Below are 14,151 nucleotides of genomic sequence, written 5' to 3'. Positions count from 1 at the left end.
AGCTTTGTCTGATCCTGACTTCTAAAGCTGCTTCAGCACACTCTCCGTCAACAAGCTTTCCGCTGCCTCGGGCGAATGCCGCACCGTGATCGTAATCTTCCGTTCTAATAACCGCCGGCAGATCGCGATGTCCTCGCTGGTCAGCGCCGTCCGCTCGTTCAGGATCTTCCCGTTGGGGCGCATCCGCAGGCCGCCCAGATTCAGCGTTTTCAGCTCGCGAAAATGTTCCAACACCTGATTGGCGTCGAACAGACTGCCGACGATGATCAGCACGTTCTCCCGCGATTCCAGCTGCCTGCGTACGATCTCAAAGCCCGCTTCCACCTCCGCGATCTGTAAGCGCACCTCGCGCGGCTTCGCCAGCCCCAGAATCATCTTGGTGAATTCGTCGTTTGCCGCCTCGTCGTTCAGGACAAGAATCATATCCAGATTGTAATAGCTGGTCCAGTAAAACGCCACCTGTCCATGAAGCAGGCGATCGTCCACGCTGACCTGCCGGATCATTCAGACCGCGCTCCCATCATGGCGTTGACATAAACCATCTGATCCTTCGCCGCGTTTACAATCTCCTCGATCTGCGTCCCGTCGCTCACCTCGGAAAACAACATTTCCAATAACAACGAAATATTCGCTCCGCTGATCAGATAGAAATCCCGCGTCCGCAGCTGCCGCATCGCTTCCAGATTGACGCTCCCCCCGACCAGATCCGTCACGACGCACAACGGCTCCGCCGGATCCCGCCGGTCCAGATACGCCTGCAGCTGTTGTTCAAAATCGTTATTGTACGGAAGCAGATCCACGTTGTTCAGATCATCCTTGAAAAATTTCAGCGTGTTGGCCACGCCCTGGGCATAGTCGCCATGTCCGGCAATCAAATATCGCATGTGCCCGCTCCTTTCTAATTTTTACTTAACACTTCAATCAAATCTTCATACTCCGTGATTTTCCCTGAAAACGGTTCGCGGGGATCGTTGATCATCTCGCTGATGAAATCATAGCCCAGCCGCAGCGAATCCAGATCGCCGTTGATGTTGACGAAGATGACCGCTTGTGCCCACAGCTTGTTCCAGATAATCGGCTTTTTCAGAAAACCGATATAGATGAAGCTTTCCGGCAAAGGTTTTAACGTGTGCAGGAAGACGACGCCTTTGGTCGTTTCATGTGACAGGATATGCTCCGCTTCCCAAAACATCGCCAGAATCTCTTTCCAGTTGTCAAACGCTTTAGCCACCTCGCGGAACACCTCGTCGCGCACGCTCCCCTTGAGACTGCCGTTGAAATAGCGCGGGGAAAAATAGCGCGCCAGCTTGCGGAAGGACAGGCGGTTGTGCTTGATCGACTGCTGGATCTGTTCGCCATACGACAGCCGGCCGTCCATATAAATCGACGGCACCGGATAGGATGCCTGCAGCGGCACCGTGCTGAGGATCAGTTCCGCCTGATGCAGATCATGATTTTCCAACTCGCCGACGTCGCAGATCTCAATCATGTTCGCCAGCGCCGCGTGATTTTCGTTGATCTCATTGATCAGCGTGATCGTTTCCGGCCGGCCCCGTCCGCACACGACTAAAATCTTGGCGCCGTGCGGCCGGCTCTCCGTGGAGAACAACAGATTGGTATACAGCACGAGATAGGCAAATTCATTTTTATTCATCCGGACGTTGAAATTCTGTTCCAGAATATCGCTGATCATCATCGTGATGTGAGTGGAAAACAAATATTTATTCAGGAATTCATAGATCATCGGATTGCGCATGACCAGACCGCTGCGCAGCCGCGCAACCATCGCCGGGATGTGCATCCGCAGATATTCCTCGTAGCGATCCTTATTGATCGCGATCACGCCGAAGCGCTTTTGCAGCATCCGGTAAATATCGTACAGTGTTTTCTCTACCTGTTCGATTTCCTCGCTGGTAATTTCGTCCAGTTCCGTGATGTGCTTGGACTTGAAATGCAGCGCGAAGTAGAGAATCTCCTCCTGCGGCAATAAGATTTCAAGCTTGTCCTGCAGCCGCTGCACCAAATCCTGCGCCGCCGGCCATTCCCGCGCGACGCTCGTTCGAAACTCATCCAGATTTCCGTTCTCAATTTTTACGTAATTGTAGAATTTCCAGCGCCGGATGGAGACGATGATGTGGATCACGAAATTCTGCAGCGACTGATCGGACATGTGAATGCCGTATTTTTCCATAATTTCTTCCAACAGGTCGCGCACAAACCGGATTTCATTCTGATTGGTGCTGGAAACAAACATCGCGTTGTCAGCCGCAAAATAGCCTGTCGAGACATTGGCGTGAAAGAAATATTCGGCGATGCACAGCCGTTTGGCAATTTCCTCCCCGACTAACAATATTCCATAATTCGGCCGGGAAATCAGCTCCAGATTGTAGTCCTTGAAGATTTCCCGCACTTCCTTCAGATCGGCGGTCAGCGTGGAGCGGCTGATATACAGCTCGTCGACTAAATCCTCGATCGTCAGATAATAATCCACCGTCAACAGCTTCTTCACGATGTAATTGACGCGTTCGTAACGGTACTTCGGCACGGTCTGCGCGGTTCGCAGCTCACGCCGCTTCAGCTCCGTCAGAAACTGATTATAGAGAAATTCATCGCCCACCGACAGCTGGTAACCGACCCCGGTCCGGGCCAGAATAGCCGCGTCGTAGTCCTTGAGGATCGCGTTCAGCTCGCCGATGTCTTTTTTGACCGTGCGCGCCGACACCTTGACCTTTTCCGCCAGCTGGGCGCTGGTCAGCGGCTGGGAGGCTTCCCCCAGCAAAATCAAAATTTGTTCCAGGCGGTCGCTGATGTATTCCATCCGCTTCCCCTCCTCTCTTAAAAGAATGCAGGGTTGCCCCTGCATGATGTGCTACTGCAGCTTATAATCCTTGAAGTACGTCTTCTTCCCATCCGGAATCAGGCGCAGCTCGACCTCAAAGCCGTCGCTGACCAGCTTATTGCACAGCTCGATATCCTTCTGCGACACCGCGATCGCGCCGATCAGGTTCTCCTTCGTTTCAGCGTTCTTGCGGATTCCGCCCAGATTCAGCGAACCGATTTCCGGGATGCTGGTGAGGATGTCGGCGGCGTCGGGGATGTTGTTGGTGATGACCATGACGTTGGTGCTGCTTTTTAAGTGAGTGCGGATCAGCGCCTTCGCTTTCTCCACGCTTTCACAGACCAGCTTTGTCCCCAGCGGCTTGGCGATATCCAGCGTCATTTTCTGGAAATCATCCTTGGCGATCGCGTCGTTGGCGAGGATGATCATGGTGATCGACAGCTGCTTCGTCCAGGAAAATCCGACCGCGCCGTGGATCAGACGGTCGTCAACACGCAGTAATTTTATCATTCGCTTGTTCCTCCTTGTTTTTTACAAGCCGACTTCGTTGCCGGTTTTCGGCGCTTTGGAGCCCATGATGTCGTTCATCCGTTTGCGGGCTTCGTCCAGCGGATTGACCCATTTGTCGCGGCCCATCGCGGAGATCACCTGGAATGGGATAACGTTGAACAGGACGCTGAAATGTTCGTCGAGGTGATGATCGATCGTCAGCACTTTCGGATCGTCGATCTTGCGGTTGGTGATCAGATAGACGCGGGAGGTCAGTTCGTGGACGCTTTCGTACATTTTGACCGCGCGGTCGCTCGGCTGTCCCAGCGAATCGACGATGATCACCGTGCGCTCAGCGTTGGTTTCAATCGACGGTCCATGCAGGAATTCTTCCATCTCATAAGCGGTCGCGGCATGGCCGGTCGTCTCCGCGATCTTCAACGCCCCTTCCAGTGCAACGGCGTGATTCGGGCCATAGCCCAGAATCTGCACGCGCTTGAGGTCGGTCAGCTCTGCTTCATTGGCGGCATACCAGACTTTCGCTTTCTCTACCGTCTGATCCATCATGTCACAGGCCAGCTTCAGCTGTTCATAATATCCGGCGGCTTCCTCCGCGCTGATCAGACCCTTGGCCTTGCCCGCTTCAATCGCGAACAACATGTAATATAAACCGAGTGTAACAACGCCCTTGGTGACAAAACCGATCTTTTCAATCCCCATGCCCCAGTTCAGGCACAGATCGCAATGCTCCTTCATGACGCTCTCGACATTGCCGGTCAAACCGACCGCCGTCAGGCCATGATCGCGGGCTTTCTGCAGGGCGTCGTTGGTGTTGGTCGAACGGCCGCTCTGACCTGCGCCGAAGACAAACGTCTTTTCGTCAAAGATCGTTTCATAATGATTAAAGGTAAACGAAGTGACGACTTCCGTTCTGACCTTGAGAACCTTTTCGACAAAGTATTTCGCCAGACAGGAGCCGTTGTAGGAAGATCCGGAGGCGATGATCAGGATCCGGTTGTACTCCTTTTTCGTATACAGATCGACGGCCGGCTGCACCAGCTGTGAAGCTTGTTCGATGTTGCGGCGGCACTGCGCCGCGCTTTCTTCAATATAACCCATCATCGTTTCCATTTCGACAATTCCTCCTTATGTTTTTCATGGAAAAGAGGAAGCAAGGCCCTTCGCAAAAGCCTTGTTCCCCTCCTTGTGCAATGCGGTCTGCCTGTCCTGCCGCTTTAAAACGCGCTAAACTTGATTTAAGACGGACGCTTCAGTCCAAGGGACAGGAAGACATAAGCAATTTGAAGACTACGATTAGAGAATGCCGATGACGTTGCAGACGATGCCCAGAATGAACATGCCGATCATGATGTGCAGCATGTTGACCTGCTTCTTTAACAGCCAGGCGGTCGCCCACGTAATGCACAGCGGCAGCAGGCCCGGCAGAATTTCGTCAAACAGCGACTGCAGCGCTAACGGTTCCATCTGGCCAAACTGAATGACTAACGGCGTCGAAACCGAAACCATCGACATCGTCATCGCGCCGATCACCATCAGGCCCAGGATGCCGAAGCACAGCGTCAGCTTGTCCATAATGTTCGACTTGTAGATCTTGTTGATAAACTTGCTTCCGAAATCATACGACTTCCACATCAGATACCAGCGGGCCAGGAAATGCGGTGCGTTGTAGAGCAGAATGAAGACGAAAGGCGCCAGCACGTTGCCCTGTAAGCCTAACTGCGCCGCAACGCCGGCCGCGATGACGCGGAAGGTGCCCTGGAACAGCGAATCGCCGATGCCGGCCAGCGGTCCCATCAGCGCTGCTTTGACAGCGTTGACCGAAGCCGGAGCCAGATCCGGATTGCTTGAGATTTCTTCTTCCATCGCGCAGGAGATACCGAAGATCAGCGTCGATACCTGCGGCGTCGTGTTGAAGAATTCATAGTGACGGCTGAGCGCCATCGCCAGATCCTTCTTATCCGGATAGAGTTCTTTTAACGCCGGAATCATCGCGTAGCAATAACCCGAGCCCTGATAATTCTGATAGTTGAACGAAGCTTCCAGCGTATGCGCGCGCCAGTACACGCCCATTAACGCCTTGCGGCTCAAACGCTTGGTTTCGCGCTTTTCATCTGTGACTTCCTCTTCCGCCGCTTCCTTGTCCTCCGACTTGATGAAGAAGAAGGCGATCACCGCGAAGGCTGCGCCCAGAATCGCAACGCCCGTATTGGTCATGCCCAGGAAGGCTGACAGCACGAAGCCGATGAAGTAGAACGCGCCGATTTCGCGGGTCCAGATCATATTCAGCAGCATCGCGAAGCCCAGTGCCGGCAGGATCGACGTGCCGACTTTTAAGCCGTTGTAGATCCATTCCGGGATGAAATCGACGACCGCCTGAACTGCGCCGGTGCCTAAATAGATGGAGGCAAAGACCAGAATCATCATGATCAGGCTGAACAGCCACCAGGTCAGCCAGTGATACCGTTCCACCTTCTTGTAATCGCCGATTTCGCAGGCTTTCTGCATCTCAACGATCCAGTACTGCATGACGACGCGGATGAAGGTTTTTAACATATTGAACAGAATGCCGGTCGGAATTGCGATGGTCAGCGCGAACGCCGCGTCCTGACCGGACAGAATCGCCAGTCCGCCGCCGACGATCGTCGCGATGGAAACGTCCATGGATACCGAAATACCGATGTTCATGACGCCGATGAAGGCCAGCTCCAGCGTGGCGCCGATCAGAATTCCGGCTTGCAGATCCCCCAGAACCAGGCCGACCAGCGGACCGAGAACGATCGGTTTGGTCAGCATCATGTAACCGTTGATCATATCGGTTCGCGACACGAGATAGATCAACGACAGAAGCAGTGCGTTTAGTAACATAAGTGTTTACCCCTTTCTTAACCTTGGTCTGTGATGCGGTGGGCCTGTCGGTTTGTTTTCAGCTCTCGCTTCCTTTCTTTTGAATAAATGAATTAACATAACAGATCCGGCTCTGCGCTTCGCTGACGCAGCGCTGCAGATCGGCAGCCAGATCGTCTGTTTCTTCCAGTTTCAGCACGTTGAGAATCAATTCGAGATTGACCCCGGCGAGGATGTGGCAGTTGGGCTTCAGCAGGCTGCGCATCATGTATTGATTGACGCTGCCGCCCAGCAGGTCGGTCATGATAATCCAGGTTTCCGCTTCATGCCCCGCCATGATCTTCTGCATGCGGGTTTCCAGAGGCGTTTCGTCGGTATAGGCACACAGGGCTGTCACGTCCGGATTTTCGCCTGCCAGCCGGCACACCGCGCTGGTCAGTCCGGCGGCGTATTCGCCATGACTCGCGATCAGATATTTCACATTATTCCTCTTTCCATTCGTCCTTTTCAATGCCATTATAGAAAGCTTTGTAATCATTAACTACTCAATTAATTTCACTAATTCTAGTGCAGTGCATCAGCCGGGCGGCCTTCCAGCAGCGCCGGGATTTCCGCCAAATCGTCAAACAAGGCGTGGGCCGGGGATTGATCAAATCCATACCGCTGGTCGCGCTTGGCCAGCACGCGCATGCCGGCGCGGATGGCAGCCTGAATGCCGTAGGTGGAATCTTCAATCACGGTGCATTGTTGAGGCTTGGCGTGAAGCTCGGCGGCGACGTGCAGATAGATTTCCGGATTCGGCTTGCTTTCCCGGAAATCATTGCCGCTGGCGATCACTTCAAACAAGGGCAGGATCGCGAGCTCCCGGAGCACTTGTTCGATGTTGGCGCGCGGCGAGCTGGACGCCAGAGCCAGGCGCCAGCCGGTGTTTTTCAGCTGATTCAGCGTTTGATGTACGTGAGGATTCGCCAGCTCGCGGTACGCGATCCGCTGCCCCTGATGGTACGCCCGGTAATCGCGGCGATAGGTTTCCTCACTATCATAAAATGCTGGATCCGCCTGTTTTAGAATCGAAAATGTTTTGCGGCTGCTTTCGCCGACAAGCCGGTCGAGCACCGCGCGGGGAAACGCATAACCCCGGCTGATCAGAAAATCTTCAAGCCGTTTGTAATAAACCGGTTCGGTATCGACGAGCACGCCGTCCATATCAAAGATGACGATTTTCTCCATCTTCAACCTCCTTTCTGTGTTCCTGCGGATTTATTATAGGAAGATTGTGCTTTGGAACAAAAACGGAAAAAGATCACCAAGCTTAGTGCAGCGTTCCCCCTGATTTCTGTGCGGCAATCCGCTATAATAGAAACAGAAGGGAGCGATCAATCATGCTTTTATTTGCTCAACCCGGACCTCACAACACCAACGCAGCGGTGGCCGAGGGCATCCGCAAAGCCAAACAGCTGAATACCGATCTCGTCTTCGCCTCATCCTCCGGCGCGACCGCCAAAATCGTCATCGCCGAAGCCCGAAAACAGGGATTTACCGGAAAACTGATCGACGTCCGTTCCGTCACCGACGTGCAAGCTCGCGGTCTCAACCGGATGGACGCAAAAACCAAACGTGAACTGGAAGCTCAGGGCGTCGTAATCGTCACCGCCGGCCACGCGTTAAGCAGTGGGGAACGGGGACTGAGCCGTCAGTTCAGCGGGATTTATCCGCTGGAAATCATGGCCGCCACACTGCGGACTTTGGGTCAGGGCGTCAAGGTTTGTTTTGAATGTGCGGTGATGGCGCTCGACGCCGACGTGATCGAATGGGGAAAACCCGTCGTAGCTCTGGGCGGAACCGCAAGCGGAGCGGATACTGCCATTGTGATCACGCCGGGCTATTCTGCCTCCATCCTCACGACCCGGATTCACGAGATTCTCTGCAAGCCCGCGCTGATGCCGGACTCCGGGTCTTCAGGAAGAAATTCATCAACATAGACCCGGTCAGAACACGTTATCGTTTTCATGAAGAAGGTTTTGCCTTCAGAGAACGCTATAAGCCTCTAATGAGTTAATTATACAATTCATCCGCCTTAATTTCAACGCATTTGAGTTTGCTTTATTTTTATCATTTTTCTCGTTCACCGTATTGGTCATTTTCAATTTTTTCTCCCTAATCCTCCTTCTTTTTCAGTGCGCACCTAAACGATGAATCCCATTACTTTAAAACTCTTTAGCGGAATAGTACTCTTAAAAGTCATCGTTTTCTTCTTTCTTTTGAGATGCACTTTCCGAATAGAAGAAAAAGAATTCGATTAGGGCTGCGAGATTTTCGGAGTTGGAGCATCCGGACTTTCCTCAAGCGCTTCGATCCGGTTTGTCTGTGGTACTGCGGGGTCGCCATTTTCAATTTCCCGCTTCGAAGCCGACATCTCTTTTTGAGAAACCTCCGGCTGGGTCAGATTGTTCAGCCATCGTTCCTTTTTCAACAAAGCCAGTGCTAACAGACATTTCAGTACATAACTGACTTCCACCAAGCAGTAAACCGCAGTCAGCGGCAAGTTAGTTCCCCTCGTTAATCCAATCAACAAAGGAATCGGAATGATCCACATGAACAGGGAATCGATCAGAAAGATCGACCGGCTGTCCCCGCCGCTGCGGAAGACGAAATACACAAGAAAATGTCCGGTCGCCAGCGGGAATAACAGCGCCATGATCCGCATCAGCTCATCCGCTGTCCGCAGCGAAAGCGCAGAACCTGTGTAGATCAACGGGATTGTCCAGCGGCAGAGATCAATCAGGATTCCAAACGCAACGGAAAGTCCCAGCGCCAGCTTGAACACACGCCGCACGACCTCCCTGGCCTCCGCTTTCTTTCCCTGTCCCAGAACCGGACCGACCAGAATGGTCAGCACTGTGCCGGCCGCAGGAAAAAGCACCCGGAACAGCTCATAGTAGGTCATCGCAATGGCATATCCGGCCGTTATTGGCGTACTGAACGACGAGTAGCCTTTAAATAACATCGCCAGCCCCAGGCCGTAGAATAATTCGTTCAATCCGATCGGAAGCATTGTTTTCCCAATCTGAACCGCCAGCGATCGCGGCATTTTCGGAATCGTTTTCCATGCCTGCGCATAGACGCACCGCGAGCGTTTCATCAGGACAATCATGATCAGAGCTTCCGCACACCGGCACAGCAGCATCGCCAGACCCGCCCCCAACATGCCGCCAGGGATCCCCTCCAGCAAAATCAGATTCGCCAAAATCTTAACGATGACGGCGGCGCAGCTGCCCCACAGCGGAAGGCGCACCTGACCGATCGCCCGCATCGCATTGGTAATCGCCTGCGACAGCACATAAGGAATCATCGACAGCGCCAGCAGCTGAAGGTAGACCGCTGCCGGGCCTTCCAGCGCCGGATCGGAAGAAAACAGCCGGATCAGCGTTTGCGGAAAAGCAAGGCCAGCCAGGATAAACGGAAACAACAGCGCGATCGAAGCCGCCAGGGAAAAACGGAACGTCTGAGTCATCCGCTGCGGCTGATCAATTCCGGCATATTGGGCGAGAAACACAACCCCGCCCGCCAGAATGCCGTTGAGGAAACTGCTCGGCACCGTAAACAGGCGGTTGACAATCGCGGCCGACGAAACGAAAAGATCGCCGTACCGGCCGACCATCACGTTGTCAATAATCGTGATCAGGTTGAGAATCAGCTGCTGCGCGATCATCGCCAGACAGAGATTCAGGGCCTGCCGGTAAAAGTGTTTCATTGATTCCTGATGCTTATCCATCCCTTTCCCCTCCGCTCTGACCTTCGTTCTTCCTTCAGTATAGAAAGTCCAGTTCAGCGGCAGAAGCTGAAAAAAATCACCATTTCTGGTGAAGTTTTTTTTCTCCTCTGGGCTGAATCAACAAAAGATTTTATTGTTTGCGGATTAGAAACGAAGGTCTTCGCACACTTTGATTCCCATGATTTCAATGGGGAAACTGGCTGCGGATTGCTTCCATCAGTGCCAGCACTTCCCGGGTCTTGGCCTGCGGATAGAGCGGGCTTTCCCGCCAGCCGTTGCCAACACAGCGGCAGACTTCCGCAATCTCCCCCGCCAGATCGGTATACTGAATCGTCGGCCGGATCGTCTGTATTCCCCGGGCGTTTTCCAGAATGATTTCCTCGGCCCGGTAATAGTAAGGAATCCGCAGCGTGCCTTCCGTTCCCCGGATCACAGCTTCACGCGGACGTTCACGGTCGATCGCGCCTTCGGTCAGAATGCGCGCGCCGCTGGCCGTCATCAGTTCGCATTGGAAGTGAACGTCGATGTGATCGCGCAGCTGGGCCGTCACGGTCAGAGTCGGCGTCAGGTCCGGAAACAGATCCAGCACGAAATAATAAAGATAGCTGCCGATATCGTACAGCGCGCCGCCCTGAAGAGGATCCAGAATGTACCAGCCCGGTTTTGTCTGGCCTTTTAAATCGTAACAGTAATTGACATCGGCGCCGGTCACCTGCCCGATAGCCCCGTCTTCGATCAGATTTTTGACGATCGCGCTGGTCGGGTAAAACGGCGTCTTCAGCGCTTCCATTAAGAAGCAATCCTGACGTTTCGCTTCCGCGCACAGCTGATCCCAGTCCGCGCTGGTAAATGCGGCGGGTTTCTCCACCAGGACATGTTTATGCTGCGCCAGCGCCGCCAGCGTCATCGCTTTATGCTGCGCATGCGGCAGCGCAATGTAAACGCAGTCGACCTCAGGACTGGTCAGACAGGCTTGATAGTTGTCGACAATCCGCGCGCCCGACACCGCCGCGGCCGCCGCTTCCCGCTTAGCTGAGGTCTGAGAAGCAATCCATGTAATCTCCGCTTCTTCAACCTGGACGCTGTCATGAACGAAGCGCTGCGCGATCCCGCCATAACCTAATATTCCAAATCGCATAACTTCACACTCCTTTGACATCACTATACGCCTGCCCGGGGAAAAGAAAAAGCGGAGAATTGTGAATTTTTATAACGGATTTCTTACGGTTTTCTATTTTTCCTGATCATGGACTGTATTGAATTTCTTATTGATGTCCGATTCTTCACCGACTTTGTTATGGAACTTCCGATTCCAAAAGTGTTCCGTTTACCCGGATTGTACGGAAGCCGGAAGAACTAAAGGGACGCTCCTTCAATGAGAGCGTCCCTTCTTTTTACATTTTTTATCTGAAGCAGAATGAAGGAAGAACAATCCATTCAGATCCGACGGATCTGCCGGAAAGTCCTTACTTGACCAGCGGTTCCCGCGCGTGATCCGACAGCGTCGTCTGTGTGGACCGCGCCGTGATCTTATCCTGCGTGATCGTAAACTTATCTCCAACAAAATAGTGCGTCGTTAATTCAAAGGGTTCGTCGTTGACATTCCACAGGATTGTCTGACGAAGCAGAGGAACATGATTGGAGCCGATCAGCTTGGCCTGTTCCGCGCTGGGCAGACAGGCCCCCAATTCCATATATCCGTAGGAACGCTCAATCCCCAATTCTTCGATGTACTGGTTCAGTGAACCTTCCAGCCGTTTAATATCCATCGTCGGCAGAATATTCTGCGAGATATAGGAATACGAAATACAGATCAGACTGCCGTTGCCGAAGCGTGTCCGGATGAAGAAATGCAGAAAGTCGTCCTCCGCTACATGCAGCAGAGCGGCGATGTCCGGAGCTTCCTTGCCTTTGATAATTCCATATTTAATCAATTCAGCCGACGGTTCCAATCCGGCGTTGCGGATCATATCCGTAATGCTTTCAGTCCGCACCGAGCTTTTTTTGATCTTCGCCTTGAATTTGTCATCTGCGAACGTGCCCTTGCCTTTTATCCGCTTGATAAACCCATGCACGGCTAATTCGTTCATGGCCCGGGAAACCGTCATGTGACTGGTGGAAAACCTGGCGCAGATCTCGCTTTCCGGCGGAAACGGTTCATCGTTGGCAATCTCTCCGCTTTCGATTTTCTCTTTAAAGTAATTCACGATTTCCACATATTTTGGAAGTTTCGGCATGTTTTACCCCCTGCTTTTTAAACTTTCGGCAATTCTTTTGTTCTCAGAATTGCCGTGTTCTATTTATTTCGTTTCTTCCACATTTCCATGTCTGAGGCTTGGATAATGCGACGAAACGTAACGCTTTTTGACCGGACTGACCTTCGTGTCGATTCCCGTGTCTTCGCAGATCAGTGCTGAAAGCACCTGAAAAGGAATCACATAGAGAATCGGCGAAAGCAGATCCGTCGTTTTCACTGAGAATTTCAGATCTCTTTCTGAACTTGCCACATCCTCCTCACAGGTGACCACAAATACATGTTTTGTGAAGACGTCTTTATAATATGGAACTAACTCTTTCAAACGTTCCAGTTCTTTCCGGCCCTCGGAAGCGATCATAAAGATATAGTTATCCTGATTGTAAGCCCGCATCGGTCCATGCATCTGTTCTTCCATTTCATAACCGGTACACGGCCGGGAATACGTTTCAAAGAATTTCAGGCGTGATTCCAGCGCCGTTGGATAGTTCAGACCATAGCCTGCGATGGAGGATTTTGTCATTTGATAAAATTCTTCTTTATTACGATTATACCAGTCGATCGACTCATTGACAACTATTTCCAGGTTGTCGGCCAACGCCTTGGCCGCTTCATCCAACTGCTGATAATAGGCTTGATCAATCAGTTTTTTACGCCGCGCGATCTCAATGGCCTGGATGTAAAACTGGAAGATGGTTTCCGTATAACCGCGCGTTTCCGGACCGATTTCTTCTTCTTCGCAGACTAAATGACAGTATACGTCAGCCAGTTCTTCCAGCACGCTGTTTAATTGCTCGGTCACCGCAATGGTGAAATACCCGTCATCCGCAGCTTTTTTTACCGCTTCACAGGTCGAGATACTGTCGCCGTGCTGTGAAAAGCCGATGACGCAGATTTCTTCTTTTTTAAAAATTCCGGACGGATTCGGATTCTCATGATAGGTAAACAACGTTGGCGCGCAGGCAACGCCTTCAACGTGCAGCAGCTCGACAAAGAGATTTTTAATAACCATCGAAACATGATTGGAAGTACCGGATCCCAGGAAATAGACCTTCTTAAAATCATGCTCGACAAAAGCGTCAACAAAGCGGGTCATATATTCATTGCGGGTAGCGTAAGCCTTCTTTAAAACCCGGGGTGTATCCTGAATATGACCGATCATTGAGAGTTTTTCCTTTTCCATGCTTTATTCTGTTCTCCTTTTTCTTGAATCATCGGGCAGCTCATCATAAATATACCACAATCTGTTCCAAAATCAACAGTAAATATATATTTATTGAAAATTACCTTTTCTGGAAATCATTTCTGTTCCCCAAGAATTCGGGATATTCAGCGGTTTTTTGTCAGAAATATGCTGGAAGTCATGCAAATCTGTCTTATATTAGGGATGTAATTATTGTTGGCTATAATTTTTAATATATATTTTTATAATTTTTATATTTACAAATATATATTTATAGATTATACTGAGTTTAAATCAGGCAGCTCTCATCCAGTTTCATCCATTGAAAGGGGGAAAAAACATCGAATGAATCAAATTATCATCGCCGCCCATGGCCGGCTTGCGTCGGGCATGAAGGAAACGCTGGAATTTTTCGGCGCCCGAAACATCGTCATTTTGGAACAAACCGTTCAGGAATCCGGCTTTGAAGCAAAGGTGGAAAAAATCCTTCAACAATATGCCGGCCAAAACTGCATCGTCTTTACCGATTTATACGGAGGCTCCGTCAATCAGATCTTTTTCAAAAACCTGCGTAATTACTCATTCCATCTGATCACGGGTATGAATCTGGCGATGATTCTGGAATGTGTTTTTACAGAAACCGATCTGGATGGACTGCACTTAAAGGAAATCATTGCGAATGCCTGTCGTCAAACCTGTTACATGAACGACTTGTTGCTTCATTGCGGGGAAGAGGACGACTAGAA

Annotated in this window: 14 protein-coding genes; 2 read left to right on the top strand and 12 right to left on the bottom strand. The window is 51.5% G+C overall.

Annotated elements, in window-relative coordinates; all coding sequences use genetic code 11:
• Positions 1–21: 21 nt before the first annotated feature.
• From I2D94_RS00920 to I2D94_RS00885, 8 genes are all read right to left on the bottom strand, one after another.
• Entirely contained in the window at positions 22–504 is a 483-nt protein-coding gene (locus tag I2D94_RS00920; RefSeq protein WP_195395278.1) for a PTS sugar transporter subunit IIB, read from the bottom strand.
• Positions 501–884 carry a PTS sugar transporter subunit IIA gene (locus I2D94_RS00915; RefSeq protein ID WP_195395277.1) on the bottom strand — a complete coding sequence of 128 codons (384 nt, stop codon included), beginning with the start codon at positions 882–884 and terminating at the stop codon, positions 501–503. Before I2D94_RS00915 ends, I2D94_RS00920 begins: the two co-directional genes overlap by 4 nt.
• Positions 885–898: 14 nt before the next feature.
• Positions 899–2,818 (bottom strand): BglG family transcription antiterminator, encoded by a 1,920-nt coding sequence (locus I2D94_RS00910; RefSeq protein ID WP_072685468.1) that lies wholly within the window; start codon positions 2,816–2,818, stop codon positions 899–901.
• A gap of 51 nt (positions 2,819–2,869) precedes the next feature.
• Positions 2,870–3,349 carry a PTS sugar transporter subunit IIB gene (locus I2D94_RS00905; RefSeq protein ID WP_195395276.1) on the bottom strand — a complete coding sequence of 160 codons (480 nt, stop codon included), beginning with the start codon at positions 3,347–3,349 and terminating at the stop codon, positions 2,870–2,872.
• A 21-nt stretch (positions 3,350–3,370) separates the two neighbouring features.
• A complete protein-coding gene (locus I2D94_RS00900) occupies positions 3,371–4,459 on the bottom strand; it encodes an SIS domain-containing protein (protein ID WP_195395275.1) in 1,089 nt (362 codons plus the stop codon).
• A 183-nt stretch (positions 4,460–4,642) separates the two neighbouring features.
• On the bottom strand, positions 4,643–6,214 hold the full coding sequence (locus I2D94_RS00895; protein WP_117894708.1) for a PTS system mannose/fructose/sorbose family transporter subunit IID: 1,572 nt from the start codon (positions 6,212–6,214) through the stop codon (positions 4,643–4,645).
• Positions 6,215–6,272: 58 nt separating this feature from the next.
• On the bottom strand, positions 6,273–6,674 hold the full coding sequence (locus tag I2D94_RS00890) for a PTS sugar transporter subunit IIA (protein ID WP_195395274.1): 402 nt from the start codon (positions 6,672–6,674) through the stop codon (positions 6,273–6,275).
• A gap of 83 nt (positions 6,675–6,757) precedes the next feature.
• The gene (locus I2D94_RS00885) at positions 6,758–7,423 is read right to left on the bottom strand and encodes an HAD family phosphatase (protein WP_195395273.1); all 666 of its coding nucleotides are present in this window, start codon (positions 7,421–7,423) and stop codon (positions 6,758–6,760) included.
• Positions 7,424–7,575: 152 nt separating this feature from the next.
• Between I2D94_RS00885 and I2D94_RS00880 the strand changes: the two genes are divergently transcribed.
• Positions 7,576–8,175: a pyruvate kinase alpha/beta domain-containing protein gene (locus I2D94_RS00880; RefSeq protein ID WP_195395272.1), complete on the top strand. Its 600-nt coding sequence runs from the start codon at positions 7,576–7,578 to the stop codon at positions 8,173–8,175.
• A gap of 317 nt (positions 8,176–8,492) precedes the next feature.
• Here the strand turns inward: I2D94_RS00880 and I2D94_RS00875 are convergent, their stop codons facing one another.
• The 4 genes from I2D94_RS00875 to I2D94_RS00860 form a co-directional block, all read right to left on the bottom strand.
• Positions 8,493–9,968 (bottom strand): MATE family efflux transporter, encoded by a 1,476-nt coding sequence (locus I2D94_RS00875; protein WP_195395271.1) that lies wholly within the window; start codon positions 9,966–9,968, stop codon positions 8,493–8,495.
• A 184-nt stretch (positions 9,969–10,152) separates the two neighbouring features.
• Positions 10,153–11,106, bottom strand: a complete 954-nt coding sequence (locus tag I2D94_RS00870; RefSeq protein ID WP_195395270.1) for a Gfo/Idh/MocA family protein — start codon at positions 11,104–11,106, stop codon at positions 10,153–10,155.
• Between the two features lie 328 nt (positions 11,107–11,434).
• Positions 11,435–12,205: a GntR family transcriptional regulator gene (locus I2D94_RS00865; RefSeq protein ID WP_195395269.1), complete on the bottom strand. Its 771-nt coding sequence runs from the start codon at positions 12,203–12,205 to the stop codon at positions 11,435–11,437.
• Positions 12,206–12,268: 63 nt separating this feature from the next.
• Entirely contained in the window at positions 12,269–13,405 is a 1,137-nt protein-coding gene (locus I2D94_RS00860) for an SIS domain-containing protein (protein WP_195395268.1), read from the bottom strand.
• Between the two features lie 345 nt (positions 13,406–13,750).
• On the opposite strand from I2D94_RS00860, the gene I2D94_RS00855 reads away from it, so the two are divergent.
• Complete coding sequence (locus I2D94_RS00855; protein WP_195395267.1) at positions 13,751–14,149, top strand: PTS sugar transporter subunit IIA; 399 nt, start codon at positions 13,751–13,753, stop codon at positions 14,147–14,149.
• Positions 14,150–14,151 lie beyond the last annotated feature (2 nt).

Source organism: Holdemania sp. 1001302B_160321_E10, from assembly GCF_015552275.1.
Classification (GTDB): Bacteria; Bacillota_I; Bacilli_A; order Erysipelotrichales; family Erysipelotrichaceae; genus Holdemania.
Note: the sequence above shows the minus strand (reverse complement) of the source record. Positions and strands in the feature narration are given on the sequence as shown.

Excerpts from the sequence above, each read along its gene's own strand:
- I2D94_RS00920 (WP_195395278.1), bottom strand. The coding sequence starts at position 504 with ATGATCCGGCAGGTCAGCGTGGACGATCGCCTGCTTCATGGACAGGTG.
- I2D94_RS00915 (WP_195395277.1), bottom strand. The coding sequence starts at position 884 with ATGCGATATTTGATTGCCGGACATGGCGACTATGCCCAGGGCGTGGCC.
- I2D94_RS00910 (WP_072685468.1), bottom strand. The coding sequence starts at position 2,818 with ATGGAATACATCAGCGACCGCCTGGAACAAATTTTGATTTTGCTGGGG.
- I2D94_RS00905 (WP_195395276.1), bottom strand. The coding sequence starts at position 3,349 with ATGATAAAATTACTGCGTGTTGACGACCGTCTGATCCACGGCGCGGTC.
- I2D94_RS00900 (WP_195395275.1), bottom strand. The coding sequence starts at position 4,459 with ATGGAAACGATGATGGGTTATATTGAAGAAAGCGCGGCGCAGTGCCGC.
- I2D94_RS00895 (WP_117894708.1), bottom strand. The coding sequence starts at position 6,214 with ATGTTACTAAACGCACTGCTTCTGTCGTTGATCTATCTCGTGTCGCGA.
- I2D94_RS00885 (WP_195395273.1), bottom strand. The coding sequence starts at position 7,423 with ATGGAGAAAATCGTCATCTTTGATATGGACGGCGTGCTCGTCGATACC.
- I2D94_RS00880 (WP_195395272.1), top strand. The coding sequence starts at position 7,576 with ATGCTTTTATTTGCTCAACCCGGACCTCACAACACCAACGCAGCGGTG.
- I2D94_RS00875 (WP_195395271.1), bottom strand. The coding sequence starts at position 9,968 with ATGGATAAGCATCAGGAATCAATGAAACACTTTTACCGGCAGGCCCTG.
- I2D94_RS00870 (WP_195395270.1), bottom strand. The coding sequence starts at position 11,106 with ATGCGATTTGGAATATTAGGTTATGGCGGGATCGCGCAGCGCTTCGTT.
- I2D94_RS00865 (WP_195395269.1), bottom strand. The coding sequence starts at position 12,205 with ATGCCGAAACTTCCAAAATATGTGGAAATCGTGAATTACTTTAAAGAG.
- I2D94_RS00860 (WP_195395268.1), bottom strand. The coding sequence starts at position 13,405 with ATGGAAAAGGAAAAACTCTCAATGATCGGTCATATTCAGGATACACCC.
- I2D94_RS00855 (WP_195395267.1), top strand. The coding sequence starts at position 13,751 with ATGAATCAAATTATCATCGCCGCCCATGGCCGGCTTGCGTCGGGCATG.